We start from the raw sequence: 25,041 nt of genomic DNA, 5'->3' as shown, positions 1-25,041 counted from the left end.
GCAGTCATCGGCACATGCCAGATTTGAAAACTTAAGACCTCTTTTTCGGTGGGCTGGATAAAACGGCCTGGGCACAAGAGCTTAGCGCCACCCTCCCCCGCAAGGCAAAGGTACTTTTACCCATTCATCCCATTCACACGGCATGCGGGTACTCCAGCGACAGCCCGGCCGCCTGCCAGGCGTCTATGCCGCCATGCAGCGGCCGCACGTTCTTGAAGCCCGCCGCCATCAGTCGCCTGGCCACCTGGGCGGCCGAGGCATCGTTGGGACAGGCGCAGTACACCACCACCGGCACGTCGTGCGGCAGGTCCAGCGTGGCCATCTTGCGGTCCGGGTCCGACCACAGCAGGGCACCCGGGATGATGCCGCCCGCGCCGCGGCTCAGTTCGGTGCGCACGTCGAGGATCACGGCCGGCTGCTCGCCGCGCGTGAGCTGCAGCAGCTCCTGCGGGGTGATGCGCGCCATGCGCAGCTGGCGGTAAAAGCGCTGGCGCTGCCACCATTTGTGCGCCAGGAAGAGCGCGAAGGCGGCCAGCAGCACCATCAGGCCTATGCGGCCCATCTGCTCGAAAACGGCCAGCACGTCGGCCACCGCGTCATGGAACAGCATGCCTATGGCCAGCCCCACGCCGGCATACAAGGCCGCGCCTATCGCATCAAAGAACAGGAAGCGCCCGAAAGGCACGCCGGTGCGCCCCGCCAGCGCGGTGGCCAGCGAGGCGAAACCCGGAATGAACTTGGCCAGCACCAGCGACCTGGCGCCCCAGCGCGTGAAGATGGACTCGGTCTGCCGCACGCAGGAATCGGGCGACAGCGAAATCCGGCACAAGGTCTTGAGCACGCGGCTGCCGTAACGCTGGCCGGCCCAGTACCAGAGGCAATCGGCGATCAGGCAGGCCAGCACGGCCGTCGCGAGCAGGCCGCCGGCCGAATACCGGCCGCCATAGCTCAAGGCGCCGGTGAGTATCAGCACCGGGTAGGCCGGCACCGGCAGGCCGAGCTGCTCCAGCACGATGTTGAGGAAAACGGCAGCCAGGCCGTACTGCTCCAGCCACACAACAATTTGGTCCATGGGCGCCAATGTAGACGGCTGCGGCGCATCGGTAAATGGAGGGCGCGGTAATGTTCTGTTTCCACAGGGGGAACAATCTCCGCGAGGGGGCGGCTGCGCTACCATGAAGCCCTGCCCCCCATTCCCGACTTCCAGAGAGCGCACCCCGATTGAAATACCTTGTGGCCGTCAGGGCCCTGTGCGAGTTCACCGCCAAGCATGGCGACCTGGACCTGCGCTTTACCCCCTCGCCTTCGGCCCAGGAAGGCATGGCCGGCCATGCGCTGGTCGCGTCGCGCCGTGGGGAAAGCTACCAGTCGGAAGTCAGCCTGGAGGGCGACTACAAGTCGCTGACCGTGCGCGGCCGCGCCGACGGCTACGACCCCGAGCAGAACCAGCTCGAAGAGGTCAAGACCTACCGGGGCGACCTGCATGCCATGGCCGACAACCGCCGCCACCTGCACTGGGCACAGCTGAAGGTCTACGGCTGGCTGCTGTGCCAGGACAGGAATTTGCCCGACATCAACCTCAGCCTGGTCTATTTCGACGTGGCCAGCACGCAGGAAACGCCGCTGACCGAGCACTTCACGGCGGCCGCGCTCAAGGACTATTTTGAAGCGCAGTGCGAACGCTTCCTGGCCTGGGCCGAGCAGGAACTGGCGCACCGCCAGGCGCGCGATGCGGCGCTGACGGCGCTGGCGTTTCCGCATCCCACCTTCCGGCCCGGCCAGCGCGAACTGGCCGAGGCCGTCTACAAGACCGCGCAGGCCGGCAGCTGCCTGATGGCGCAGGCGCCCACGGGCATAGGCAAGACCATAGGCACGGTGTTCCCGCTGCTCAAGGCAGTGCCCAAAAAGCAGCTCGACAAATTGTTTTTCCTGGCCGCGAAAACCCCGGGCCGCAGGCTGGCGCTGGACGCGCTGGACCGCATCAAGGGCAGCACCCAGGCCCTGCCGCTGCGCGTGCTGGAACTGGTGGCGCGCGACAAGGCCTGCGAACACCCGGGCAAGGCCTGCCACGGCGATGCCTGCCCGTTGGCCAAGGGTTTTTACGACCGCCTGCCACAGGCGCGCAGCGCCGCCGTGAAGCACGCCGCCACGCACGGCCCGCTGGACAAGGCCGCGCTGCGCGAACTGGCGCTGGCCCACCATGTGTGCCCCTACTACCTGAGCCAGGAGCTGGTGACCTGGTCGGACGTGGTGGTGGGTGACTACAACTATTACTTCGACACCAGCGCGCTGCTGCACGGCCAGGCCCAGGGCAACCAGTGGCGCGTGGCGGTGCTGGTGGACGAGGCGCACAACCTGGTGGAACGCGCGCGGAAAATGTATTCGGCCACGCTGAGCCAGGCGCAGCTGCAGCAGGTGCACGCCGGCGCGCCGCGCGCCGTGCGCGGCGCGCTGGAGCGGCTCAACCGCGGCCTGCAGGAGCTGCAGCAGGCGCAAAGCGAGCCCTACGAGGTTCATGCCGAGCTGCCCGCGCCCTTCCTCAAGACCCTGGGCCAGGCCCTGACCCAGGTCACCGACTTCCTGCTGGCCAACCCGACGCGCATGGACGGCGAGCTGCAGGACTTTTATTTCGAGGCCCTGCATTTCTCGCGCATGGCCGAGGCCTTTGGCGAGCATTCGCTGTTTGACGTGACGCTGCAAACCGATACCGGGCCGGGCGCATTCGGCCAGGCGCTGGGCCAGCCGCTGGTGCTGCTCAATATCCGCAACGTCGTGCCCGCGCCCTTTCTGGCGCCACGCTTTGCGGCCGCGCAGTCGGCGGCGCTGTTTTCGGCCACGCTGAGCCCGCAGAACTACTACGCCGACACGCTGGGCCTGCCGGCCGGCACGGTGTGGACCGAGGTGGAGTCACCCTTTCTGGCCGAACAGCTGCAGGTCTCGGTGGTCAGCGACGTCTCCACGCGCTTGCAGCACCGGGGCGATTCGCTCTCGCCCATCATCGACCTGATGGCGCGGCAGTACGAGGACCGGCCCGGCAACTACCTGGCGTTCCTGAGCAGCTACGACTACCTGCAGCAACTCCTGGCGCTGTTCCGCCAGCGCTATCCACAGATTCCGGTATGGGAGCAGACGCGCGGCATGGAGGAAGCCGCGCGCGACGCCTTCCTCGCGCGCTTCACGCCGGCCTCGCAAGGCATAGGTTTTGCCGTGCTGGGCGGCTCTTTCGCCGAGGGCATAGACCTGCCGGGTGAGCGCCTGATAGGCGCTTTTATCGCCACCCTGGGCCTGCCCCAGGTCAATGCGGTGAACGAGCAGATCCGCGAGCGCATGGGCGCCAACTTCGGCGCGGCCCAGAGTTATGACTACACCTACCTCTACCCCGGCCTGCAGAAAGTGGTGCAGGCGGCCGGCCGGGTGATACGCACGACCTCCGACCGCGGCGTCGTCTACCTCATAGACGACCGCTTTACCCGGCCCGAAATACAAAGCCTGCTGCCGGGCTGGTGGAAAGTGGCGCGCCTGCGCGCGCGGCGCAGGGAAGCCGCCGACGCGCTGTAAACAAAAAGCCCGCATTCGCGGGCTTTTTGTTGGAGCGGCCCTGAGGCCGCCTTGCGGGCCTAAAACACGCCCAGCAACATGAGGATCAGGATCACGCTGAGGGGGACACCCAGTAGCCAGGCAATGATGGGCATTTGTTTCTCCTAAAAAGTGGTCAGGGTTGAAGAGACAAATCCAATGTAGGCGGCGGGCCGCGCGCCCCATGCCAGCCTCCAGGCCCGCTGCAAGTAGGGCATGGCTGACGCGCGTGTAGTTGTGCAGGCAGCTGCTTGCAGGCCGGGGCCGTACCCAGGCAGTCAGGGGCTGCGGCCCGGGAAGGACTAGCGCTGGCTTAGCTGCAGCGCGCCCAGCATGCTGGCCAGCGGCTGGGTTTCGGGCAGCACGTAGACGATGCCGCGGCTTTTTCCGAGGACGGGGCCGACCACGGTTTCGTAAAAGCGGACCGGCACCACCACACAACCCATGGAGATGCGGTTGTCGTCGGGCGTTTCCGAGGCCAGGCGCTCGGCGCGGCGCTCGGCCGGTGGCGCGGGGCGCAGGCGATGTATGGCGAGCTTGGCCGCGTAGTCGATCCAGACAATGGCCTCGCCCTGCAGGTTGTGGCCGGGCTCGGAGACAAAGCGGCCGGCCGGTGTGGTGCGTTCATCCTCGCGCAGGCTGGCCACGCTGCGCTGCGCCATGCCGGGCACGCCGTGGTCGCCGGGCGCCAGGCCGGTCAGCGCGGGCGATGTGCCGCGCAGCTGCCCGCCCGCCTCGAACACAAAAATGCGCCCGCCTTTTTTGTCGACGATCACAAAAGGCAGGCCTTCGTTGTCGTGCGCCTGCACCACCCAGCGCAAGGCCTGGCGTGCATCGGAAGAGGCCGAGACCAGCACCATGCCGGCATCGGGACTTGCGGCCGGCGCTGCGGCACTGTCGGTGTAGGGGGCCAGCGGCGCGGCGACGGAAAACAAGGGCGCGGCGGCAAGAACGGCGAGGGCCGCCGTGCGGGCGATTTTTGCTGCGTGTTTCCTGCCTGCGAACAACATCCGGGGTCCTGTGCGTGGCACCAAAAAGTGCGCGAACGCACATCCAAAAAAACGGGGTCACTGTGTGTGGAGCGCACCCCGGCGCGGTTGCACCATGTTAACGATGCAAGCAATTGTGCTCAACGGAGAAACCCTGAACTGCCTCGGATACTCGCTATGACTTGTATAGCAATGAATCCTTTTGAAATGCCGAAGCGAAGCGGTTTTAGCAGGCCAACGGAAGCACCCGCGGGGGCATGTAACAGTCGCCGGAGGCGGCATTTTTTGGCGCGGCAGATGCCTGCGCGCAACACCGGGCGGGACACCGCGCTGGTGCCCGTTACAAGTTACAAATCAGGAGAGAGAGAATTGGCCGAACGGAAACCTCAGCCGGCGGGCACCGTGCCCTGCTTCACCGCGAGTTCATGCGCCGCCGGAAACACCTCGGCCAGCGGCTTGACTTCGGGCAGCACATAGACCACGCCGTAACTCGCGTTGAAGGCGGGCTTGAGCACGTTTTCATAAAACTCCACCGGCATGTTGATGCAGCCGTAGGAGATGCGGTTGTCCTCGGTGGTCGGCGAGGCGAGGCGCTCGAGCCGGCGCTCCTTGGGCTCCAGCGTGCGCACGCGGTGCATGGAGACGGCCGCGTCGTAGTCGACCCAGACCACGTCCTCGCCCGTGGCGTTGCGCCCGGGTTCGGCGACGAAACGGCCCGCGGGCGTGGTGCGCTCCTGCGGCTGCACCTGGGCGATGGGCCGCCCGCCTATGCCGTCCACCGAGTCGTCGCCGCGCGCGGCGCCTATCAGCACCGGCGTGGCGCTGCGCAGCTTGCCGGAGGGCTCGAAGACAAACACCTTGGTGTTGATCTTGTCGAGGATCACAAAAAAGAGTTTGCGGTTGTCGCCGGAGCTGACCACCCAGTTGGCGACTTCGCGCGCTTCGTTCGAAGCCTCCTCGCCGCCGAAATCCGCCGTGCGCGGCGTCATGGGCGTGGGTGCCGTGGCTTGAAGGCCGGCGGCCGCCGGCGGGGCCACGGGATGGGGCCGGAAAAGCGGCAGGACCAGCACCGCGATGGCGGCGCCCCAGAGAACGCCCTGCTTGATGCCGTCAAGAATATCGGAATGCCGCGTGTCCACCAGCGCCGGGGTCGGTCCTTCAGCAGCGGGCCGCTGCTGAACATCAGGCGGGGAGGCGGCCATGGACAGGAATCAAAAAATACTGCGCCCCACATAAAACGCTCCGGGCCGCCGAGGCGATCCGGAGCGATTTCATGCGCAGATGCATGAGTGGCCTGGCTTAGTTGCGGTCAGCTTGTGCGGGACGCTCGGTCGGGGTGACGGCCATGTCCGTGCCGCTCGACGGCGAGGTGCTGGGGCTGGTGCTGCCCTGGTTCTGCAGGGTCTGGTCTGCCGGCGTGGCGGGCGTGGTGGTGCTGGTGTCCTGGGCATAAGCCAGGCCAATGGCGCCAACCACTGCGGCTGCGGCAACGGCGGAAGCCAGGGTTTTCGATGCTCTCATGGTGTACTCCTAAGGTCATGCCCATCACAGGCAATCGGGTTGGTAAATCGCCGGCCGTATTGCCGACTGGGTTCAATTTACGGTAGGGAGCGGAGCCTTTTTCGTCGGCCTGGTACAGCGCGCCATGTAGGACAAGCGAGGTCACAAAATGCTACGCGCCTCACAGGCGCATGCAGGATGGCACATGCGGGAACAGCTGCTTACCCCTGCAGCGCTCGCCGCTATTCGATGGGGTTGTTGCCGTGCAGGCCGTGTTCGGCCTTGATTGCGAGCTGGAGTTTTTCAAGCTCGTCGATGAGCTGGTCTATCTTCGCGAAATCCTTGACCGGGGCCGCCTGCAAGGCCTGCAGCCGGGCGCGCAGGTCCGCGTAGTCGGCCTCCAGGTCGCGCTTCATGCCGGCACCGGGCCGGGCTTGAAGCCGTTGACGGAGCCGCGCTTGTCGCTGCCGCCTTCGGCGGCCTTGGCTGCGGGCGCGACGAAGAGCTCGGCCTGCAAGTCTTCCTCGCTGCGCGGCCCGTATTGAAGGTCGGGGCCGACCAGGCGCTGCAGTTCGCCGTAGCCGGTGGCCAGGGCCGTGTCATAGGCCGCGAAGGTGATGTCGGAGCAGGAGATCGATTCAAACACCCGCGGGTCTTCGCGGCTTTCAAGAATGCGCCAGCAGAATTCGCCGGGGGCGGGCTCCTCGACGGTGAGGGCCAAAGAACGAAGAGGGACTTTGAGTTGTGCGTTGACCAATGTGGAGTGGCTCATGAAACAGGAATCCTCAAAAATATCCGGGCAGGCCGGACGTGGCCTTGCAGACGCAGCTTGGAGCGCCGCAAAAAAATATCAAGGGGTGCAAACGTAACTTTCGGCGCAGGGGCCGAAGGCCGCTGAAACGGCCGGCGCCGCAGGCATGAATCAAGCACAAGGGCAAAGGCGTGCCGGCCCGTGTCCGGTGTCGTCTCTGCAGCTGCGTGGGCGTTCATATCAGGTGTTCGCAATGACGCCAGTTTAAGCATGGAAATATGACAAGCTGCGGTGATTAGTACCCGAAAAACGTAGGAAAAGGCCGACAGGCGCCCAGCGGGCCGAGCGTCAACTGAAATGGTTATATTGCAGAGCATGGCCGGCCCCGCATCGTGCGTGCCGGCATACACCCAAAATCCATGAAAAGCCTTTACAAATATTTCTTTCGCGGCCTCATCACCATCCTGCCGGTAGCCCTGACGGTCTACCTGCTCTACATCTTCCTGGCCTGGATGGAGACCGCGGCGCTGTGGATTCTGCGGCCGCTGATCGGCAGCTTTTACATCCCGGGCCTGGGCCTGGTGTTCGGCGTGCTCAGCATCCTGGTGATCGGCTACCTGGTGTCCAAGCGGAGCGTGCGCAAGCTGCTGTCTTTCGCGGAAATGCCTTTCACCAACCTGCCGGTCGTCAAAAGCATTTACTCCTCGCTCAAAAGCTTCGCCGACTACTTTTCGCCTTCGGGCAAGCAGGGCGAGCAAAGCGTGGTGATACTGCGCATGCCCGGCCACGCGATGGAAATCGTGGGCCTGATCACGCGCCGCAGCTTCGCCGACCTGGGGCCAGGCTTCCTGCCCGGCGATCGCGTGGCGGTCTACCTGCCCATGGGTTACATGATAGGCGGCTACACGGTGTTCGTGCCGGCCGACTGGGTGCAGCCCATAGACATGTCGGTGGAGGAAGCCATGCGCTCCTCGCTGATCGCCTGGATGGCGCGCCCGCCGGCCACGGGCGGCGGCAGCGGCACGCCGGCCGGCTGAGTTTTCAGGCCGCGCAGCGGCTGGGTAAAGGGCCGCGTAAAGGTTTGTGATCTGTGGTTTCCCACATGGACAAATCGCGTGGCGGGGCTATATTTGGTGACCCGACCACCACTGCGCGCAGCCTGACGCGTCCCGGCCATGACAACAACGACAACAGAGACAACCAAGCGCAAGCCGCCCCTCTACAAATCGCTCTATTTCCAGGTGATCTGCGCGGTCATCGCCGGCGTGCTGCTGGGGCATTTTTACCCCGATGCCGGCAAGCTCATGAAGCCGCTGGGCGACGGCTTTATCAAGCTCATCAAGATGATGATCGCGCCCATCATCTTCTGCACCGTCGTGATCGGCATCGCCGGCATGGAGGACATGAAGAAGGTCGGCAAGACCGGCGGCCTGGCGCTGCTTTACTTTGAGATCGTCAGCACCTTCGCGCTGATCATAGGCCTGGTGCTGGTCAATGTGTTCAAGCCGGGCCAGGGCATGAATGTCGACGTGTCCACGCTGGACACCAAGGCCATTGCCGCCTATACCGGCCCCGGCAAGATGGTCGGCACCACCGACTTCATCATGAACATCATCCCGTCCACCGTGGTGGACGCCTTCGCCAAAGGCGAGATTTTGCAGGTGCTGCTGATCGCGGTGATGTTCGGCTTCGCGCTGCACCGTTTCGGCGGGCGCGGCACGCTGGTGTTCGACTTCGTCGAAAAAACCTCGCACGTGCTGTTCACCATCGTCGGTTTCATCATGAAGGTGGCGCCCATAGGCGCGTTCGGCGCCATGGCCTTCACCATAGGCGCTTACGGCGTGGACAGCCTGGTGTCGCTGGGCAAGCTGATGGCCGCCTTCTACGCGACCTGCCTGATCTTCATCTTTGTGGTACTGGGCGCCATCGCGCGCGTGCACGGCTTCAGCATCTGGAAGTTCATCAAGTACATCAAGGAAGAGCTGCTGATCGTGCTAGGCACCTCCTCGTCCGAATCGGTGCTGCCGCGCATGATGGAAAAGATGGAGAACCTGGGCGCGAAAAAGACCACCGTGGGCCTGGTGATTCCGACCGGCTACTCCTTCAACCTGGACGGCACGTCCATCTACCTCACGATGGCGGCGGTGTTCATCGCGCAGGCCACCAACACGCCGATGACGCTCACACAGGAGCTCACGCTGCTGGCGGTGCTGTTGCTGACCTCCAAGGGCGCGGCCGGCATCACGGGCAGCGGCTTCATCGTGCTGGCCGCCACGCTGTCGGCCGTGGGCACCGTGCCCGTGGCGGGGCTGGCGCTGATCCTGGGCATAGACCGTTTCATGTCGGAGGCGCGTGCGCTGACCAACCTGATAGGCAACGGCGTGGCCACCATCGTGGTCGCCAAATGGACGAATGACCTGGACACCGACAGGCTCAAGGCCGGGCTCAACAACGAGAGCTGGGTCGAGGCCCAGGAGCCCGAGGTGCTGATCAACAGGAAGACCGAGCACATGGCGGCCGGCCGCCACTGAAAACACACCGCAAATGACAAAGCCCGGCAGGCGGAGATTCCTCTCCACCTGCCGGGCTTTGTGTTTTTTGCGAAGGCCGGTTTAGCGGGCCTGGCGCGGCGCCGGGCCCGGGCCGCGGCCTGCGATGTGGCGGAAGGTGATCCGGCCCTTGCTCAGGTCGTAGGGCGAGAGCTCCAGCGACACCTGGTCGCCGGCCAGGATGCGGATATGGTTTTTGCGCATCTTGCCCGAGGTGTAAGCCACAAGCTTGTGGCCGTTCTCGAGCGTGACGCGAAAGCGCGAATCCGGCAACACTTCGTCGACCAGCCCATGCATTTCAATCAGTTCTTCTTTGGCCATGATGTAACTCCTAGGGAATTGAAAAAGTTGTCCGTGATATCTGTTGTCAGGGCTGGCAAGGCTTATGCGCAGGCCGGCGTTGAGCGCTCGTGGATCCAGCGCAGGGCGTGTTCCGTCGCGTATTGCACGGCCGAGGCCGCGCTGTCGAAGAGGCCGCTGAAGCGCAGCACGCGGTCGTGCGTGGCGCTGCCGCGGCCGGAGCGGATGGAGACCGATGCAGCGTAGCCTTCGCCTTGCTGCTTGGCCAGTGGTGAGACAAGGTACTTGCCCACCGCGATTTTGGTGTGATCTACGTTCATAAAAAGTCCGTGCCGGGTTATGTGTCCCGGCTTGATAAATAAGGAGAATCGGCTTGCGAGCAAGCCGGCGGGTGTTCGGTGTCCACCCGCCTGGCCCTTGTCAGGGGCTGGGCTGGTTGAGCCATGCGTGGGCACTGTCGGGAAGAGTGCTCGCCGGAAAAACGGAACAGTGCTGAGAGGGTTCAGGGCTGTATGGGCACTGAAAACACTGTGGATTCGGGCTCTGGGAAGCGCCGCTATTGAGAAGGAAACCTGTTGGGAAAAGGCTTCGATGTAAAAAGCTGATGCTTTACCGAAGCTGCTATTGTAACCGCCCGGCGCAAATCGCGCCTTTCGCCCTGTTGGACCGGGTTTCTCAGCCCTCAAACTGCGGGTGCAATTGTCGGATCTTGTTCATGGCCATGCCTGCGGCGGCGGTGCGGGTTTCCACGCCCAGCTTGGCGTAGACCCGTTCCAGGTGCTTCTTCACGGTGGCCGGGCTGGAGCCCAGGATGTCGCCGATGTCGCGGTTGGTCTTGCCCTTGACCACCCAGTACAGCACCTCGGCCTCGCGGGCCGTGAGCTTGAAGCTCAGGCTCATGGCCTCCACCACCGCGTCGTCGGAAATCTCGCGCATCACGATCAGCCAGTCGCCCCGGCCGGCGGCGTCGCCGCTTTCGCCGCCGTCGCCGGTCTGCTGGTGCAGCCGGAAGGTCAGCCGGCGCGGGCCCATTTCCACCGCCAGGCGCGGCGGCTCGACCTGGCGTTCGGCGTCCGCGATGTGGCTGCGCAGCCAGGCCAGCACCGGCTCGGGCGTTTGCGGCGCCGAGGTACCGTAGTAGCGCATCAAAAGCTCGCGCGCCAGCGGCGTCTGCCAGATCAGCCGGCCGTCGGCCGCGCCGCCCATGCGCACCGTGATGCTGGCATAACCGAAGGCGTCCAGGGCATTGCGCGCCTGGCCGGCCTGGCGCGCCTCCTGGCGGGCACGGCGCGCGCCCTGCAGGTGCACGCCCATACGCGCCATGACTTCCTTGGGCTTGATGGGCTTGTTCACGTAGTCGACGCCGCCGGCCTCCAGCGCGGCCACCAGGTGCTCGGTTTCGGTCAGGCCAGTCATGAAGATGATGGGGATGTGGGCGGTCTCGGCCATGGCCTTCAGGCGCTTGGCGACTTCAAAGCCGTCCATGCCGGGCATCATCGCGTCCAGCAGCACGATGTCGGGCCGGGCCTGCAGCGCGCGCTGCAGCGCGGCCTCGCCGCTGGTGGCCACCAGCACGGTGTAGCCCGACTCATCGAGCGCGTCGTGCAGCACCGAGAGGTTGTCGGGCACGTCGTCCACGATGAGCACGACGTCGCTGTTGGCCCGGTCCAGCGTGTGGTCCAGGCTGCGGTTGAGCCGGTTCAGTGTGGTGGGGGAATCTTCAAGCACGCTGCTCATGGCTGGCCTCCTGGTTGGCGAGCTGGCGGCCCATGGCCTCGAACTGGAACTGCCGCGCCAGCACGCGCATGTCTTCGACGAATGCGGTGGTGGCGGGCTGCTGCCGCTCTATCTCCGCCAGCATGTTCATGATGCCGCGGTAAAAACCGAGGCTGACCACCTCCTGCAGCGCGGCCAGTTGCGGGGCGTGCGGCAGCACGCGCCGCGGCGGCGCGGCCGCGGGCACAAGCTCCTCAGCCGGCTCGTCATAACGCCAGGTGAGCGACAGGCGCCGCTCCAGCCAGGCGATCAGTTCGGTGTGGCGCACGGGCTTCAAGATGAAGTCCTCGGGAAGAATGCCGGCGTCGTTTTCCATGCCTTTGTCAAAGGCATTGGCCGAGACGACGGCCAGGTGTATGCCCTCATGGCCGGAGCCGCGCACACGGCGCAGCGTCTCCCAGCCGTCTATGCCCGGCATGGCCAGGTCCATGAAGATCACGTCGGGCTGGTAGCCGGCGGCCAGCAGGTCCAGGCAGTCGTGGCCGCTGGCGGCGGTGCGCAGCTCAAAGCCCATGGGCTGCAATAGCTGCACCAGCAGTTCGCGGTCGGGCTCTTCGTTGTCGACCACCAGCAGCTTGCGGCGCGGACCCTCATAGCCGCGCGGCCGGCGCCGCGCCGGCACGGCGGCCTCTTTGGCGGCGCCCGCCGGCAGGTGCACCTCGGGCAGGAACAGCCGTATGCGGAAGACGGAACCCTGGCCCGGCGTGCTGACCACCGTCATCTCGCCGCCCATCAGGTCGGTCAGCATCTTGGCAATCGTCAGGCCCAGGCCGGCGCCCGGTGTGCCTTCGGCGCTCTGGCCGGCCGCGGTGCCGCGCGCGAAGGGCTCGAAGATGCGCGCGAGTTCCGCCTCGCGCATGCCGGGGCCGGTGTCCTCGATGTCGATGTAGGCCATCTCGCGCGCATGGCGCAGCCGGAAAGTCACTTGCCCCTGCACCGTGAACTTGATGGCATTGCCCAGCAGGTTGATGAGGATCTGGCGCACGCGTTTTTCGTCGGCGCGCACCAGCTCGGGCAGGTTGCCGCTGGCCTCGAAGTGAAAGGCCAGGCCCTTGGCCGCGGCCTGCAGCTCGAACATGCCGGCCATCTCGTGCACACAATCGGCGAAATGCATGGGCTTGACATTGAGCGTGAGCTTGCCCGCCTCGATGCGGGCGATGTCCAGCGTGCCCTCGATCAGCGACAGCAGGTGCTCGCCGCCGCGCTTGATGACGCTGACGGCCTGCTTGCGGTGCGGCGGTATCGCGCTGTCCTCGCCCATGAGCTGCGCATAGCCCAGGATGCTGTTGAGCGGCGTGCGCAGCTCGTGGCTGATGGCGCTGATGTAGCGGCTCTTGGCCTGGTTGGCCTGGTCGGCATGGTGGCGCGCTTCTTCGGCCACGCGTTTGGCCTGCTGCAGCGCCTCGTCGGTCTGGCGGTGCGACTCGATCTCGCGCATCAGCAAATGCGTCTGGCGGTTCGATTCCTCCTGCGCCACCTGGCGGCTCTTGTGCGCCAGCACCAGCCACCAGGCGACCAGGCCGGCGATCACCAGCAGCGCCATATAGGCCTTCAGAAAGCCCGACTTCAGGGCCGGCTCCGAGGGCGTTAAGTCCGACAGCGCGCTGATTTCCTGGTGGTAAAGCAGGCCGAACACGCTGGCCAGCAGCGGCACGATGATCAGCATCAGCAGCAGGAAGTGGCCCAGGCCGGTGTCCAGGTACGGCCAGGCGCGGCGCGGCAACAACCAGCGCAGCGCGCCCGACCATTGCGCCGAGAGGCTGGCGTGCGGCTTGCACAGGTCGCCGCAACGCGCGTCCAGCGTGCAGCACAGTGAGCAGATGGGACCCTGGTAGGCCGGGCAGTGGGCCATGTCCGGGCCTTCGTAGGCGCGCTCGCAAATCACGCACTGCTGCAGCGCATACGGCTTGTAGGCGCCCTCACCCGCCGCCACGGCCGGGCCACGCGCGATGTAGTAACGGCCCTTGGTGGCCCAGGCGATCAGCGGCGCCGCCACAAAGGCCGTGCCCATGGCGATCACGGCCGAGAAGGCCTGCGCCATCTCGCCGTACATCCCCAGGTGCGCCGTGATGGACAGCGCCGAGGCCAGGGCCATGGCGCCCACGCCGACCGGGTTGATGTCGTAGAGGTGGGCGCGCTTGAACTCTATGCCCGGCGGGCTCAGGCCCAGCGGCTTGTTGATGACCAGGTCGGCCACCACGGCCATGACCCAGGCGATGGCGATGTTGGAGTACAGGCCCAGCACGTCGCCCAGCGCCTGGAAGACGTTCATCTCCATCAGCATGAAGGCGATCAGCGTGTTGAACACCACCCAGACCACGCGGCCCGGATGGCTGTGCGTGATGCGCGAGAAAAAATTCGACCAGGCCAGCGAACCGGCATAGGCGTTGGTGACGTTGATCTTGAGCTGCGACACCACCACGAAGAGCGCGGTGGCGGCCACGGCCATGCCGTAGTGCGGGAACACGTATTCATAGGCCGCCAGGTACATCTGGTTGGGGTCCACCGCGCGGTCCAGCGGCACCATATTGCTAATCGCCAGGTAGGCCAGGAAGGCCCCGCCCAGCATCTTCACCACGCCCAGGAAGACCCAGCCCGGCCCGCCGGCCAGCACGCCGCCCCACCAGCGCCAGCGCCTGGCCGGCGTCTGCACCGGCATGAAGCGCAAATAGTCGGCCTGCTCGCCCATCTGGGTGATCAGCGCGATGCCTACGGTCAATGCGGCACCAAACAGGTGCAAATCAAACTCACCACCCACGCCCTTCTCACCGCCATAGTGCAGCACGCCCGAAAAAGCACCAGGATCGCGCAGCAGCACAAACACAAAGGGCACGACCAGCATGACCAGCCACAGGGGTTGGGTCCAGACCTGCAGGCGCGAGATCACGGACACGCCGTGGGTGACCAGCGGGATCACCACCAGCGCGCAGACCAGATAGCCCCAGCTGGGCGGAATGCCCAGGGCCAGGTCCAGCGCATAGGCCATGACGGCCGCTTCCAGCGCAAAAAAGATAAAGGTAAAGGAGGCGTAGATCAGCGAGGTCAGCGTCGAGCCTATGTAGCCGAAGCCGGCGCCGCGCGTCAGCAGGTCCATGTCCACGCCGTAGCGCGCCGCATAAATGCTGATGGGCAGGCCGGCCAGGAAGATGATGAGGCCGGTGGCGACGATGGCCCAGAAGGCATTGGTGAAACCGTACTTGACCAGCAAGGTGGCGCCCACCGCCTCGAGGATCAGAAAGGAGGCCGCGCCAAAGGCGGTGTTGGCGACCCGCCATTCCGACCACTTGCGAAAGCGCTGCGGCGTAAAGCGCAGCGCGTAGTCTTCCATGGTTTCGCTGGCGACCCAGCTGTTGTAGTCGCGCCTGACCTTGATGATGCGCTGCAGCGGCGCTGCTTCGCCCGCCATGGGCGCGGCCGCCGCCGCTTCGGGCGGCAGGGGCGGCTGCAGGGGCGTGAGCGGGGCGTCCATGGGAGGGGCAGATGCGCCGGGCGCGTAGTGATTGAGCGTCTTCAGGTGCATGTTCTGTGCCATGCACCCCGGCGGCCCGCCCCAGGCTGGACCGCGGACGGCGTCTTATGGCACCATTCTTGCACCCCGGCAGCATCCCCAAGCCGGCAGCCTGCCCTGAGAGAGCCCCATGGAATTGACACCCCGCGAAAAAGACAAGCTGCTTATTTTTACGGCTGCCCTGCTGGCCGAAAGGCGCCGCGCCCGCGGCCTGAAGCTCAACTACCCCGAGTCCGTGGCGCTGATCAGCGCCGCCGTGATGGAAGGCGCGCGCGACGGCAAGTCCGTCGCCCAGCTCATGAGCGAGGGCCGCACCGTGCTGACCCGCGCCGACGTGATGGACGGCATTCCCGAACTGATCCCCGACATCCAGGTCGAAGCGACTTTTCCCGACGGCACCAAGCTGGTCACCGTGCACCAGCCCATTGTCTGAACGCCTCTGAACGCCGCCAACAACACCCACCCCACAGGAGATTGCCGTGAGTTTTTTTGCCCTGCCCTCGCCCCGCGCATTGCGCGCCCTGCTGGCCCTGGCGGCCGCGCTGCCCGCGGCGGCCTTCGCGCACACCGGCGTGGACGGCCACACGCACCTGGATTTTTTCACCGGCTTGCTGCACCCGCTGACGGGCATGGACCATCTGGCGGCCATGGTGGCTGTGGGCCTGTGGAGCGCGCTGGCCGCGCGCCGCGCCGGCCCTGACCTGCTGTGGGGCCCGCTGGGCTTTGCCGGCATGCTGCTGGCGGGTGCGCTGCTGGGCCTGCAGGGTGTGCAGATCCCGGCGGTCGAGCCCATGATCGCGGCCTCGCTGCTGGTCACCGGCCTGCTGGTCGCCACGCGCTGGCATGTGCCTGGCATCGCGGCCGCGCTCATCGTCGGCGTGTTCGCCGTCTTTCACGGCCTGGCCCACGGTTATGAACTGGCCGAAGCGCCCAGCGCCTGGGCCACCCTCTCGGGCATGCTGGCCGCCACCGTGCTGCTGCACCTGGTGGGCCTGGGCGCCGGCTGGGCGCTGCGCAGTGCCAACGCCTGGCTGCCGCGCGCGGCCGGCACAGTTGTCGCCATTTTCGGCGTGGCCCTGCTGGCCCAGCTGGCCTGAAGGCGCGCCATGATTCCCGGAGAACTCATCACCGACGGCCCCGACCACGTGCTCAACGCGGGCCGGCGCACGCTGACTGTCGTGGTGCAAAACACGGCAGACCGCCCTATTCAAGTGGGCTCGCATTACCACTTCGCCGAGACCAACGGCGCGCTCGGTTTTGACCGCGACGCGGCGCGCGGCATGCGGCTGAACATCGCCTCGGGCACGGCCGTGCGTTTTGAGCCGGGCCAGCAGCGCACGGTGGAGCTCGTGGACTTCGCGGGTGAACGAAACGTCTATGGCTTTCGCGGCCTGATCCAAGGAAAACTCTGATGGCAACCATAGGACGCCGCGCCTACGCGGAAATGTTCGGGCCCACGGTCGGTGACCGCCTGCGCCTGGCCGACACCGAGCTGCTGGTCGAAGTCGAGGCCGACTACACCTTGCGCGCCGGCAGCTACGGCGAGGAAGTCAAGTTCGGCGGCGGCAAGACGATACGCGACGGCATGGCCCAATCGCAAAAGACGCGGGCCGAAGGCGCCATGGACTGCGTGATGACGAATGCGCTCATCATCGACCACTGGGGCATCGTCAAGGCCGACATAGGCCTCAAGGGCGGGCGCATCGCCGCCATCGGCAAGGCCGGCAACCCCGACACCCAGCCCGGCGTGGACATGATCATAGGCCCGGGCACCGAGATCATCAGCTGCGAAGGCATGATCGTCACCGCCGGCGGCATAGACTCGCACATCCATTTCATCTGCCCGCAGCAGATCGAGGAGGCGCTGACCTCGGGCATCACCACCATGCTGGGCGGCGGCACGGGCCCTGCCACCGGCACCTTCGCCACCACCTGCACACCCGGCCCCTGGAACATCGAGCGCATGCTGCAGGCGGCCGACGCCTTCCCGATGAACCTGGGCTTCCTCGGCAAGGGCAATGCCAGCCTGCCGGCCGCGCTGCATGAGCAGATCAACGCCGGCGTCATAGGCCTGAAGCTGCACGAGGACTGGGGCACCACGCCCGCAGCCATCAGCAACTGCCTGGACGTGGCCGAAGCCACCGACACCCAGGTCGCCATCCACAGCGACACGCTCAACGAGTCGGGCTTCGTCGAGAACACGATTGCCGCGACCAAGGGCCGAAGCCTGTGCGCCTTCCACACCGAGGGCGCGGGCGGCGGCCATGCGCCCGACATCCTGCGCGTGGTGGGCGAGGAGAACTTCCTGCCCTCCTCCACCAACCCGACCATGCCCTACACCGTCAACACACTCGACGAACACGTCGACATGCTGATGGTGTGCCACCACCTGGACGCCGGCATCGCCGAAGACCTGGCTTTTGCAGAGAGCCGCATCCGCAAGGAGACCATCGCCGCCGAGGACGTGCTGCACGACCTGGGCGCGATCAGCATGTTCAGCTCCGACAGCCAGGCCATGGGCCGCGTCGGCGAGGTCATCATCCGCACCTGGCAGACCGCGCACAAGATGAAGCTGCAGCGCGGCAAGCTGCCCGGCGACAGCGAGCGCCACGACAACTTCCGCGCCAAGCGCTACATCAGCAAATACACCATCAACCCGGCGATCGCCCACGGCATCTCGCACGAGGTCGGCTCGGTCGAGCTGGGCAAGTGGGCCGACCTGGTGGTCTGGAAACCGGCCTTTTTCGGCATCAAGCCCTCAGTCATCCTCAAGGGCGGCTTTATCGCCATGGCGGCCATGGGCGACCCGAACGCCTCCATCCCCACGCCGCAGCCGGTGCATTACCGCCCGCAGTTCGGCGGCTTCGGCGGCGCCATCGCCAGGGGCTCGCTGACCTTTGTCTCGCAGGCCGGGCTGAATGCCGGCGTCAAGGAGCGCTTCGGCCTGGCCAAGACCCTGAGCGCGGTGAAGAACGTGCGCGGCGTGCGCAAGCAGCACATGGTCCACAATGCCTACCTGCCCAGGATGGAAGTTGATGCCCAGACCTACCTGGTGCGCGCCGACGGCCAGCTGCTGGGCTGCGAGCCGGCGACCAGCCTGCCGATGACGCAGCGGTATTTCCTGTTTTAAGTCTTGTTCCCAATCTTTGCTGTGAAGGCCTCATGCTTCAGGTTTCCAAAGTGATTTCTCAGGGCGCGGGCCTGGCCCCCGTGCTCGTCAAACGCGCCGCCACCGTCGAGCTCGACTGGGACGTGCGCCAGAAAAGCCGCTTTGACGCGACCGACTCGCAGGGCCGCCAGCTGGGCGTGTTCCTGCCGCGCGGCACGCTGGTGCGCGGCGGCGATGTGCTCCTGGCCGAGGACGGCTCCATGGTCAGGGTGATTGCCGCGCCGCAGCCGGTGCTGCGCATCACGGCCTGTGCCTCGCACGGCTCGCCTTTTGACCTGACGCGCGCGGCCTACCACCTGGGCAACCGGCACGTGCCGATAGAGCTCAAGCCCGACCACCTCAAGATAGAACCCGACCACGTGCTGGCCGACATGCTGCGCGCCATGCACCTGATCGTGAATGAGGCTGAAGAAGCCTTTGAACCCGAGGGCGGCGCCTACAGCTCGGGCGGACATGGGCATGGTCACGGCCATGGCCATGGCCACGGTGAACAGCAGCACAGCCAAGAAGCTGTTGCCGCGGCCGCCGCGCCGGCACCCCATGTGCACGGGCCAGGCTGCAACCATGGGCATGACGACCATGACCACGATCACGCGCATGAAGCCAAACCCGTGGCCGTCCAGGTCCACAAGCACAAACCCCATAGCCACTAGGCTTGCCGTGGACGCGCCCGCACCGCCCGCAGCCTCGACCGAACAGCTTGCGGCGCCCAGCCTGCTGCAGCTGATCTGGCTGGCCTCGCCCGCCTTGCCGGTGGGCGGCTTCTCGTATTCAGAAGGCCTGGAAGCTGCTGTCGAATGCGGCGAGGTCACGACGGAAAGCCAGGCCGCAAGCTGGCTCAGCGACCAGCTCCATTTGGCCCTGGCCCGCGGCGACCTGGCGGTGATTGCCCAGGCCATTCCAGCCTGGCGCGAAGGCAGGCTGGCGCGCATCGCAGGCCTGAATGCCTGGCTGCTGCAAACCCGCGAGACCAGCGAGCTGCGCGCCCAAACCGAACAAATGGGCCGCTCGCTGCTCGAATGGCTGCGCAACCATGAAGGGGCCAGCGCCACGCACATCGACGCCTGCGCCGCGCTGCAGCCGACCTACCCCGTGGCCTTTGCGCTGGCGGCCTCACAGACCGAAGCCGGCGTGCGCGACTGCCTGCTGGCCTACGCTTTTGGCTGGGCCGAGAACATGATGCAGGCCGCGATCAAGTCCGTGCCCCTGGGCCAAAGCGCCGGCCAGCGCATACTGGCCAGGCTGAGCCGCGACATACCGCCCGCCGTGGAAGCGGCGCTGCGCCTGCCGGACGGCGAGCGCCAGGCTTTTTCCCCCATGCTGGCGATTTTGTCGGCCCGCCACGAAACCCAGTATTCACGGCTGTTCCGCTCCTGAGCCGATTGACACCGCCTATCTTCTTTTTCAAGGTATTCCCATGAGCTTGCACCATATCGCCAACCGCCGCAAAAAACTTCCGCCCCTGCGCGTGGGCATAGGCGGGCCGGTAGGTTCCGGCAAGACCACGCTGCTCGAAATGCTGTGCAAGGCCATGAAGGCCAAGTACGACCTGGTGGCGATCACCAACGACATCTACACCAAGGAAGACCAGCGCCTGCTGACCGTGAGCGGCGCGCTCGCGGCCGAACGCATCATGGGCGTGGAGACCGGCGGCTGCCCGCACACCGCGATTCGCGAGGACGCCTCCATCAACCTGGAGGCCATAGACCGCATGCTGGTGGATTTTCCCGATGCCGACGTCGTGTTCGTTGAATCCGGCGGCGACAACCTGGCCGCCACCTTCAGCCCCGAATTGAGCGATTTGACGATTTATGTGATCGACGTGGCGGCTGGCGAGAAGATTCCGCGCAAGGGCGGCCCCGGTATCACAAAAAGCGACTTGTTTGTGATCAACAAGACCGACCTGGCGCCTTATGTGGGCGCAGATCTCGAGGTCATGAAAAAAGACACCATCCGCATGCGCACCACGGCCAAGGGTTTGAAACCATTTGTAATGACAAACCTTAAAACCCAGGCCGGCTTGGCCGAGGTGATCAGCTTTATCGAAACCCGGGGCATGTTGCAGCAAAACCAGGCCGAAACCGCTTGAAGCGGGGGCGGCCGCCGCGGTGCCACCGGGGCGGCTTGAAGGCTCACGCCAGCGAACTCAGGTGTGGAATTCGCTGGGATGCACGGTTTCGTACATCTTGCCCTCGTGGAAAAACACCACCATCCAGTTGCCGAACTTTTGCGACGGATGAGAGGGAATGACCTCGTTGAGCGCCAGCGTGATCGACTCCTTGACCGGAAGCGCCACCTCCCGGACCTCGGGCGATACCGCATCGACGCTAATCAACATGAAAGTGCCCTTGTCCTGCATATCGACCCGCGGAAAGGACCAGCGGGCTCCGGTTGCCTTGACAAAAGCGGTAGCCACCTTCTCGGCGACTTCGGGGTGGAAAGCAGGAACTGTCATAGGATTTAGGGCGTCCTTCTACGCTGTAACGGAATGTTTCTATGATGGCCCTGCCCACGCTTCTCGTCACTGCCCTGAAAAAGGTTTTCAGAATTGGGCGGGAATAGTTCCAGGAAATAATTCCGTTTTTTCGGGTCTGTTTGTTGCATTGGAAACATAAGGCGTACTTTGCCCGTCCCAAGCGCTATTTGGTGAGGCTTTTTGGTTGCAAATCGTCCGTCGGACGCAGTCCTGCAAAAAAACCACGCAAATGAGGGCGAAAGCGCCCGAAATGTCCCCACAAGCCACCAGGCCCCGGCAAAGACAGCCGCCGCGCGGGCCGTGAGCCTTGTTATCGAATCAGGGAATGTCTGCGCACCAGGGCTGCGGTTGCAGCCCCGAGAGGCTGAATCGGCATGTGCGATTGGGGTGGCGTTAAAGCCGGTGCCACTTATTTGAAAGTGGCGGAAGCGGTGGCTTACGAACAACACACAAAGGCCCGGAACTCCCGGGCTTTTTTGTTTCGTCGCGCAAATTCGAGCGGTTTTTGCGGCGAAATCCGTGAATTAAGAAGTGCGGAGACTTTCGAACTTCGGGCGTTCCCTTCGGGGCGGGCTGTATGGCTTCGCCACTGAGCCTGAAGTCTCAGCCCTTCGGGTAACCATCCCTAACGCAACAGCCGGGTCTTTCCCCCGCCGCGCGCACCATTTCCCTGAGTTCCCGCGCCATTCCTCCGGAAGCCTGCCCCAGGCCTGTCCCGGCTGCGCGGGGTATTCATAAAGCTTTCAGGTGGCGCTTCGCGCTAGTCGCTTTACAAACCTTCCCCGCACATCCGCGCCATTCCTGGTGCCGTCATCCTCCGGGCGCAGGAACTCAGGGAAACGGTGACAGATGTTCGCTCTCTGGTGGAAAGACCAGAACCCCAATTCGGGGAGGGCGAGAAATCTAGGGACCCGGTAACTTTTAAAGGAGTGACGACATGGCGAAACGACAGATCAGCGAACCGAGCACCATCGCACTGCGGGAGCAATGGCTACACGCCCTAGCCGCCAGGATGAAACCAATCATCGACGCGAAAGCAAGCATCGAAATTCCAGCTTACCGCGTTGCGTGCGGCTTTCCGAGCAAGGGCGGTGAGCTGGGCAACAAGACCAGGGTGCGCGGCCAGTGCTGGAGCGCAGCCGCGAGCGATGATCAGCACGCCGAGATATTCATATCGCCCGTTGAGGACGACGCCGACAAGATAGCGGCGATCCTGGCACACGAGCTGATTCACGCGGCCCTCCCGCTTGCAGGACACAAACGCCCGTTCCAGGTGGCGGCCGCAAAGATCGGGCACACGAAGCCATTCACCACCAGCGAACCGACCGAGGAATTCATGCTGTGGGCAGCTCCACTTATTAGCGCCGTAGGCGTGTATCCGCACAAGCGTTTAAACGCTTTGGTGCAGGTTGGCGAGAAGAAGAAGCAAGGCGCACGCATGCTCAAGTGCGAGTGCGAAGAATGCGGCTACACGGTGCGGACCACTCGCAAATGGCTGGATGAGGCGGGCGCACCGATCTGCCCGAGAAAGGGCCACGGAAGAATGAATAGTGAAGCCGATGAAGACGATGGCGACGAATCGTAACGGGTAACGTAATGCCAAGACCACGCAAATACGCAAGCGACGCCGAGCGCGTTGCAGCCTACCGCGCCAGGCACGAGCTCGTGACGCTGTCCGTCGACGTGCCGGCCGAGATCGTCGCCGGTATCGAGGAATACATGAGGTTCAAGAATCTAACGAAAGCCGCGGTGATTACGAAGCTCGTTAGGACCCAACTGCTTCGAAAGCGCTAAGTATCAAACTGACCCCGAGCCGTCATCCTTTAATCGAACAGAGCACTAAGTCGATCCACTCTGACCATAGTCCTCAGTGATGTATTTGGTAAGGTCAACCCTGTATCTAGGTCTCGAATCCATTGCCTTAACCAAGAAAAGAAAGAAATGCAGAAGGGGATGCTCCGCGTAAACACTCACATCCGTCGTGTACGGACGTCTAGCAACAAATGCCTGATCAAGTGCGCAAACCGCATTGGGCCTGAGGCTATCGTTGAAGCCATTCAATAGATCAACGAAGGCAGCATTCAGTGAATCAACATTGCTCCAGCTAGACTTGTAAGCGAATACGAATGCCCTTGGTCGAAGCACGCTACCCTCGACAATTGGTACAAGGTGACTGTCGACCTCATTGCAAGCCGCGCGCCTAGGCAATGCACGAACAGATGAAACCGATTCCATTGCATCGCGCAGTTCAGATTTAGTCAACGTCGTCTTAACCGAGACAACGGCGTGCACCGCCTCGACAGGCACGAGACTCCATGCATGCGACTCGATAAAGCTCGGTGTCTCCAGCCTATCGTGAATGATTACGTCAATCTGTCCACTTTCCAAACCGCCCACAGCGATGACCTTTCCAGTAGACACGGTGTAGCGAGTGGGAAGAAGGCGACCAAGCAACTCCACAAGGATCGCTTCGTTATTGCGCCCCTTCTCACCCGGATGCGACATCCTGTCAGAAATCGTGTCGATCTCGCTGAGCATTCGGGTAGTCAGCCCAGAGTAGTGGAGTTGCATTGCCTAGGGTTTGCCTATTGGCGAAAATGGAGGAAGCTTCGTGCCATTTGCCGCCGCAATGGCCTGCAAGTTCCGCTCTAAGTCAAAGAATTGCCTTGAAGTCTGGACAGACCGAAAAGAACTTCTCAATTGGGCCAGCTGCAACGAGGTCATCACTGGCGCAAGTATTTCGATGGATCTCTCCGTCCAATTAGAGGCCTGTCGAACGTACAGCAGTTCCGCAGCAAGTGTGAACGACAAACCCGCAATGAAGACGGTGAGAGGCAAGAAAACTCGAAAAATCTTCGACCTCAATGACTTAATGCGGTATTCCATGCGTTTGACAAGGGCCTCAACGTCGGGAAGCGAGTCGTCAGAAATAGCGTCCTCACCCCGACGCTGGAGAGCCACAAGCCTACGTTGGAGCGACCTAACCTCCTCGACAAATACGAAGGAGCCCATTAACGGCAGCATAGTAAGCGCCACAAACGCCAATACAAATGGAATAAAGCTAAGTTGATCTGAACGGTTCGCCCCTACCGCCGCGTAGACACCGTCAAGATAACCAACCCACAAAAACGCTGTCATCTCCAGTAACGCATTCCCGACCCATGCCAAGCCGGCCTTCAATGCATACTCCCACAAGCCATTCCCAAGCGCCCCAACAACCAGCGCGCCACATAGGCCCAGCAGCCATCTAAGAATGCTTCGCGCCCGAGAGTGTTCTTCGGTCATTTTTGCTCCTCCCCATGAACTGTGTTCGATCGTAACAATACCAGAGGAGCACCTCTTTCTGAATCACAAGACGCCAGCGTAAATTCAGCGAGAGGGACGAACCTTAGAAAGGGTAGCTGTGAGTTGAGCGTTCTGCTCAGGCGTCAACGGCACACACCACCAGATCTGCACCTTTCCCCCGCCGTCCCACCCAGCGATCTTGATGCCACCGTCAATCAGTTTGATGTTTGCCCCCTCCAGGAAGCCGATTTCCTCCCCAGTCACTACGTCATGAATCTTGGTCCAATGCGTTGGCTCACCGAGAGGATGCGGTTTATAGCTTAGGCGTGCAACCCTCCCGGTCGCTCGGATCGCCTCCGGCGACAGCTTTACGCCCTTCTGGCGCATACGATAAATAGTACAAAACACTGTATAAGCATACAGTATTTAAGCAGTACTATTCAAGTATGTGCAGCCACTATCAAGCCGAAAATTCCAGGAAAAAGCTGGAACGTATGGGGTTCAGGGTGCCGCCCAGCTGGACGCCGCCGCCCGGAGGCTCTCACATCTACCCAACCAAACCCGCCCCGATCATCAGACGGCCACCAGAACGCGAGTCAGGGGATGAAGCCGTACCCGAAACAGAAGTCATTGAGGCCCATTTCGGCATGCTGCCTGGCTTTGCCAAAGAGTTGAAATACGGCGTGCGGACCTATAACGCCCGTGCTGAAACCGTCCATGAGCTGGCAAGCTTCAAGAGTGCCTGGGCAAAGGCCAGGCACTGCATTATTCCAGCCGAGGCGATCTATGAACCCGATTGGCGGACCGGTCGATTTGTTCCCACACGAATTAGCCGAACTGACGGTGAATCACTGGGAGTCGCAGGCTTGTGGCAGCCGTGGAAGTCCCCCTCCGGGGAGTGGCTGAATTCGTTCACCATGCTCACCATCAATGCCGATTCACACCCAATTTTCAAAGAGCTGCACCGGCCTGATCCCAAACGACCGCCCGAACTCCAGGACAAGCGTATGGTTGTCATCCTCAACGAAGACTCCTACCAGGCGTGGCTAGACGCACCGGCAGATCGCTCCCGAGAATTCCTAGTTCAATACCCCGCTGATCGCCTGACTGCAATCGCAGAACCGGTCCCTTCCAGCACAGATCAACTTTTTGAGGAGTAGGC

The 25,041-nt window shown here is 63.7% G+C and carries 26 protein-coding genes; 13 read left to right on the top strand and 13 right to left on the bottom strand.

What is annotated here, in order from left to right; translation table 11 throughout:
* Positions 1 to 133: 133 nt before the first annotated feature.
* Complete coding sequence (locus ACEN9P_RS16515; protein ID WP_477700936.1) at positions 134 to 1,072, bottom strand: rhodanese-like domain-containing protein; 939 nt, start codon at positions 1,070 to 1,072, stop codon at positions 134 to 136.
* Positions 1,073 to 1,221: 149 nt separating this feature from the next.
* Between ACEN9P_RS16515 and ACEN9P_RS16510 the strand changes: the two genes are divergently transcribed.
* On the top strand, positions 1,222 to 3,558 hold the full coding sequence (locus tag ACEN9P_RS16510; protein WP_495619835.1) for an ATP-dependent DNA helicase: 2,337 nt from the start codon (positions 1,222 to 1,224) through the stop codon (positions 3,556 to 3,558).
* A gap of 320 nt (positions 3,559 to 3,878) precedes the next feature.
* On the opposite strand, the gene ACEN9P_RS16505 is transcribed toward ACEN9P_RS16510, so the two are convergent.
* From ACEN9P_RS16505 to ACEN9P_RS16485, 5 genes are all read right to left on the bottom strand, one after another.
* On the bottom strand, positions 3,879 to 4,586 hold the full coding sequence (locus ACEN9P_RS16505) for a hypothetical protein (protein WP_477662300.1): 708 nt from the start codon (positions 4,584 to 4,586) through the stop codon (positions 3,879 to 3,881).
* A 365-nt stretch (positions 4,587 to 4,951) separates the two neighbouring features.
* A complete protein-coding gene (locus tag ACEN9P_RS16500; protein WP_477662301.1) occupies positions 4,952 to 5,767 on the bottom strand; it encodes a hypothetical protein in 816 nt (271 codons plus the stop codon).
* A 97-nt stretch (positions 5,768 to 5,864) separates the two neighbouring features.
* Complete coding sequence (locus ACEN9P_RS16495; protein WP_477662302.1) at positions 5,865 to 6,086, bottom strand: hypothetical protein; 222 nt, start codon at positions 6,084 to 6,086, stop codon at positions 5,865 to 5,867.
* A gap of 221 nt (positions 6,087 to 6,307) precedes the next feature.
* Entirely contained in the window at positions 6,308 to 6,481 is a 174-nt protein-coding gene (locus ACEN9P_RS16490) for a hypothetical protein (RefSeq protein ID WP_477662303.1), read from the bottom strand.
* Positions 6,478 to 6,837, bottom strand: a complete 360-nt coding sequence (locus tag ACEN9P_RS16485) for a hypothetical protein (RefSeq protein ID WP_074576691.1) — start codon at positions 6,835 to 6,837, stop codon at positions 6,478 to 6,480. Before ACEN9P_RS16485 ends, ACEN9P_RS16490 begins: the two co-directional genes overlap by 4 nt.
* Before the next feature lie 398 nt (positions 6,838 to 7,235).
* Here ACEN9P_RS16485 and ACEN9P_RS16480 point away from each other — a divergent pair, with 398 nt between their 5' ends.
* Positions 7,236 to 7,853, top strand: a complete 618-nt coding sequence (locus tag ACEN9P_RS16480; RefSeq protein WP_477662304.1) for a DUF502 domain-containing protein — start codon at positions 7,236 to 7,238, stop codon at positions 7,851 to 7,853.
* Positions 7,854 to 7,991: 138 nt separating this feature from the next.
* Entirely contained in the window at positions 7,992 to 9,347 is a 1,356-nt protein-coding gene (locus ACEN9P_RS16475) for a dicarboxylate/amino acid:cation symporter (protein WP_477662305.1), read from the top strand.
* Between the two features lie 81 nt (positions 9,348 to 9,428).
* Here ACEN9P_RS16475 and infA read toward each other — a convergent pair whose 3' ends face one another.
* The 4 genes from infA to ACEN9P_RS16455 all read right to left on the bottom strand — a co-directional run bounded on the left by infA (position 9,429) and on the right by ACEN9P_RS16455 (position 14,910).
* The gene (gene infA, locus ACEN9P_RS16470) at positions 9,429 to 9,686 is read right to left on the bottom strand and encodes a translation initiation factor IF-1 (RefSeq protein WP_007874777.1); all 258 of its coding nucleotides are present in this window, start codon (positions 9,684 to 9,686) and stop codon (positions 9,429 to 9,431) included.
* Positions 9,687 to 9,748: 62 nt separating this feature from the next.
* Complete coding sequence (locus ACEN9P_RS16465; RefSeq protein ID WP_074576687.1) at positions 9,749 to 9,985, bottom strand: hypothetical protein; 237 nt, start codon at positions 9,983 to 9,985, stop codon at positions 9,749 to 9,751.
* A 355-nt stretch (positions 9,986 to 10,340) separates the two neighbouring features.
* Positions 10,341 to 11,402 carry a response regulator gene (locus ACEN9P_RS16460; RefSeq protein WP_495619834.1) on the bottom strand — a complete coding sequence of 354 codons (1,062 nt, stop codon included), beginning with the start codon at positions 11,400 to 11,402 and terminating at the stop codon, positions 10,341 to 10,343.
* Positions 11,386 to 14,910, bottom strand: coding sequence for a hybrid sensor histidine kinase/response regulator (locus ACEN9P_RS16455; protein WP_495619833.1), 3,525 nt, complete (start codon positions 14,908 to 14,910; stop codon positions 11,386 to 11,388). Before ACEN9P_RS16455 ends, ACEN9P_RS16460 begins: the two co-directional genes overlap by 17 nt.
* Before the next feature lie 169 nt (positions 14,911 to 15,079).
* On the opposite strand from ACEN9P_RS16455, the gene ACEN9P_RS16450 reads away from it, so the two are divergent.
* From ACEN9P_RS16450 to ureG, 7 genes are read left to right on the top strand one after another with little or no spacing between them, the layout of a single operon-like run.
* Positions 15,080 to 15,382, top strand: coding sequence for an urease subunit gamma (locus ACEN9P_RS16450; RefSeq protein WP_007874763.1), 303 nt, complete (start codon positions 15,080 to 15,082; stop codon positions 15,380 to 15,382).
* Between the two features lie 46 nt (positions 15,383 to 15,428).
* Positions 15,429 to 16,046, top strand: a complete 618-nt coding sequence (locus tag ACEN9P_RS16445; RefSeq protein ID WP_495619832.1) for a HupE/UreJ family protein — start codon at positions 15,429 to 15,431, stop codon at positions 16,044 to 16,046.
* 9 nt (positions 16,047 to 16,055) lie between these two features.
* Positions 16,056 to 16,361 (top strand): urease subunit beta, encoded by a 306-nt coding sequence (locus ACEN9P_RS16440; RefSeq protein WP_074576680.1) that lies wholly within the window; start codon positions 16,056 to 16,058, stop codon positions 16,359 to 16,361.
* Positions 16,361 to 18,079, top strand: coding sequence for an urease subunit alpha (gene ureC, locus ACEN9P_RS16435; protein WP_495619831.1), 1,719 nt, complete (start codon positions 16,361 to 16,363; stop codon positions 18,077 to 18,079). The genes ACEN9P_RS16440 and ureC overlap by 1 nt, the downstream gene beginning before the upstream one ends.
* Before the next feature lie 32 nt (positions 18,080 to 18,111).
* On the top strand, positions 18,112 to 18,771 hold the full coding sequence (gene ureE, locus ACEN9P_RS16430; RefSeq protein WP_495619830.1) for an urease accessory protein UreE: 660 nt from the start codon (positions 18,112 to 18,114) through the stop codon (positions 18,769 to 18,771).
* A gap of 7 nt (positions 18,772 to 18,778) precedes the next feature.
* Positions 18,779 to 19,495, top strand: a complete 717-nt coding sequence (locus ACEN9P_RS16425) for an urease accessory protein UreF (protein ID WP_495619829.1) — start codon at positions 18,779 to 18,781, stop codon at positions 19,493 to 19,495.
* Positions 19,496 to 19,535: 40 nt separating this feature from the next.
* Positions 19,536 to 20,207 (top strand): urease accessory protein UreG, encoded by a 672-nt coding sequence (ureG, locus tag ACEN9P_RS16420; RefSeq protein ID WP_477662313.1) that lies wholly within the window; start codon positions 19,536 to 19,538, stop codon positions 20,205 to 20,207.
* Between the two features lie 57 nt (positions 20,208 to 20,264).
* Here the strand turns inward: ureG and ACEN9P_RS16415 are convergent, their stop codons facing one another.
* Positions 20,265 to 20,573, bottom strand: a complete 309-nt coding sequence (locus ACEN9P_RS16415; RefSeq protein ID WP_007874756.1) for a hypothetical protein — start codon at positions 20,571 to 20,573, stop codon at positions 20,265 to 20,267.
* 958 nt (positions 20,574 to 21,531) lie between these two features.
* Between ACEN9P_RS16415 and ACEN9P_RS16410 the strand changes: the two genes are divergently transcribed.
* Both ACEN9P_RS16410 and ACEN9P_RS16405 read left to right on the top strand, forming a co-directional pair.
* Positions 21,532 to 22,179 carry a transcription elongation protein SprT gene (locus tag ACEN9P_RS16410; protein ID WP_495619828.1) on the top strand — a complete coding sequence of 216 codons (648 nt, stop codon included), beginning with the start codon at positions 21,532 to 21,534 and terminating at the stop codon, positions 22,177 to 22,179.
* A gap of 11 nt (positions 22,180 to 22,190) precedes the next feature.
* Positions 22,191 to 22,388 carry a hypothetical protein gene (locus ACEN9P_RS16405; RefSeq protein WP_495619827.1) on the top strand — a complete coding sequence of 66 codons (198 nt, stop codon included), beginning with the start codon at positions 22,191 to 22,193 and terminating at the stop codon, positions 22,386 to 22,388.
* 45 nt (positions 22,389 to 22,433) lie between these two features.
* Here the strand turns inward: ACEN9P_RS16405 and ACEN9P_RS16400 are convergent, their stop codons facing one another.
* Both ACEN9P_RS16400 and ACEN9P_RS16395 read right to left on the bottom strand, forming a co-directional pair.
* Positions 22,434 to 23,165 (bottom strand): DUF6602 domain-containing protein, encoded by a 732-nt coding sequence (locus tag ACEN9P_RS16400; RefSeq protein ID WP_495619826.1) that lies wholly within the window; start codon positions 23,163 to 23,165, stop codon positions 22,434 to 22,436.
* Positions 23,166 to 23,168: 3 nt separating this feature from the next.
* Positions 23,169 to 23,879, bottom strand: coding sequence for a hypothetical protein (locus tag ACEN9P_RS16395; protein ID WP_495619825.1), 711 nt, complete (start codon positions 23,877 to 23,879; stop codon positions 23,169 to 23,171).
* A 446-nt stretch (positions 23,880 to 24,325) separates the two neighbouring features.
* Here ACEN9P_RS16395 and ACEN9P_RS16390 point away from each other — a divergent pair, with 446 nt between their 5' ends.
* Positions 24,326 to 25,039: an SOS response-associated peptidase gene (locus tag ACEN9P_RS16390; protein ID WP_495619824.1), complete on the top strand. Its 714-nt coding sequence runs from the start codon at positions 24,326 to 24,328 to the stop codon at positions 25,037 to 25,039.
* The last annotated feature ends 2 nt before the right edge of the window (positions 25,040 to 25,041 follow it).

Source organism: Polaromonas sp. Polasp52, assembly GCF_059491565.1.
The sequence above is the reverse complement of the archived record's forward strand: the minus strand, read 5'-3'. Positions and strand labels throughout refer to the sequence as shown.

Bases quoted from the DNA above. Each gene is read 5' to 3' on its own strand.
- ACEN9P_RS16505 (WP_477662300.1), bottom strand. From the start codon at position 4,586: ATGTTGTTCGCAGGCAGGAAACACGCAGCAAAAATCGCCCGCACGGCG.
- ACEN9P_RS16495 (WP_477662302.1), bottom strand. From the start codon at position 6,086: ATGAGAGCATCGAAAACCCTGGCTTCCGCCGTTGCCGCAGCCGCAGTG.
- ACEN9P_RS16395 (WP_495619825.1), bottom strand. From the start codon at position 23,879: ATGACCGAAGAACACTCTCGGGCGCGAAGCATTCTTAGATGGCTGCTG.
- ureC (WP_495619831.1), top strand. From the start codon at position 16,361: ATGGCAACCATAGGACGCCGCGCCTACGCGGAAATGTTCGGGCCCACG.
- ACEN9P_RS16400 (WP_495619826.1), bottom strand. From the start codon at position 23,165: ATGCAACTCCACTACTCTGGGCTGACTACCCGAATGCTCAGCGAGATC.
- ACEN9P_RS16480 (WP_477662304.1), top strand. From the start codon at position 7,236: ATGAAAAGCCTTTACAAATATTTCTTTCGCGGCCTCATCACCATCCTG.
- ACEN9P_RS16485 (WP_074576691.1), bottom strand. From the start codon at position 6,837: ATGAGCCACTCCACATTGGTCAACGCACAACTCAAAGTCCCTCTTCGT.
- ACEN9P_RS16455 (WP_495619833.1), bottom strand. From the start codon at position 14,910: ATGGACGCCCCGCTCACGCCCCTGCAGCCGCCCCTGCCGCCCGAAGCG.
- ACEN9P_RS16450 (WP_007874763.1), top strand. From the start codon at position 15,080: ATGGAATTGACACCCCGCGAAAAAGACAAGCTGCTTATTTTTACGGCT.
- ACEN9P_RS16500 (WP_477662301.1), bottom strand. From the start codon at position 5,767: ATGGCCGCCTCCCCGCCTGATGTTCAGCAGCGGCCCGCTGCTGAAGGA.
- ACEN9P_RS16410 (WP_495619828.1), top strand. From the start codon at position 21,532: ATGGCGAAACGACAGATCAGCGAACCGAGCACCATCGCACTGCGGGAG.
- ACEN9P_RS16415 (WP_007874756.1), bottom strand. From the start codon at position 20,573: ATGACAGTTCCTGCTTTCCACCCCGAAGTCGCCGAGAAGGTGGCTACC.
- ACEN9P_RS16390 (WP_495619824.1), top strand. From the start codon at position 24,326: ATGTGCAGCCACTATCAAGCCGAAAATTCCAGGAAAAAGCTGGAACGT.
- ACEN9P_RS16465 (WP_074576687.1), bottom strand. From the start codon at position 9,985: ATGAACGTAGATCACACCAAAATCGCGGTGGGCAAGTACCTTGTCTCA.
- ACEN9P_RS16460 (WP_495619834.1), bottom strand. From the start codon at position 11,402: ATGAGCAGCGTGCTTGAAGATTCCCCCACCACACTGAACCGGCTCAAC.
- ACEN9P_RS16515 (WP_477700936.1), bottom strand. From the start codon at position 1,072: ATGGACCAAATTGTTGTGTGGCTGGAGCAGTACGGCCTGGCTGCCGTT.
- ureE (WP_495619830.1), top strand. From the start codon at position 18,112: ATGCTTCAGGTTTCCAAAGTGATTTCTCAGGGCGCGGGCCTGGCCCCC.
- ACEN9P_RS16405 (WP_495619827.1), top strand. From the start codon at position 22,191: ATGCCAAGACCACGCAAATACGCAAGCGACGCCGAGCGCGTTGCAGCC.
- ureG (WP_477662313.1), top strand. From the start codon at position 19,536: ATGAGCTTGCACCATATCGCCAACCGCCGCAAAAAACTTCCGCCCCTG.
- ACEN9P_RS16475 (WP_477662305.1), top strand. From the start codon at position 7,992: ATGACAACAACGACAACAGAGACAACCAAGCGCAAGCCGCCCCTCTAC.
- ACEN9P_RS16490 (WP_477662303.1), bottom strand. From the start codon at position 6,481: ATGAAGCGCGACCTGGAGGCCGACTACGCGGACCTGCGCGCCCGGCTG.
- ACEN9P_RS16440 (WP_074576680.1), top strand. From the start codon at position 16,056: ATGATTCCCGGAGAACTCATCACCGACGGCCCCGACCACGTGCTCAAC.
- infA (WP_007874777.1), bottom strand. From the start codon at position 9,686: ATGGCCAAAGAAGAACTGATTGAAATGCATGGGCTGGTCGACGAAGTG.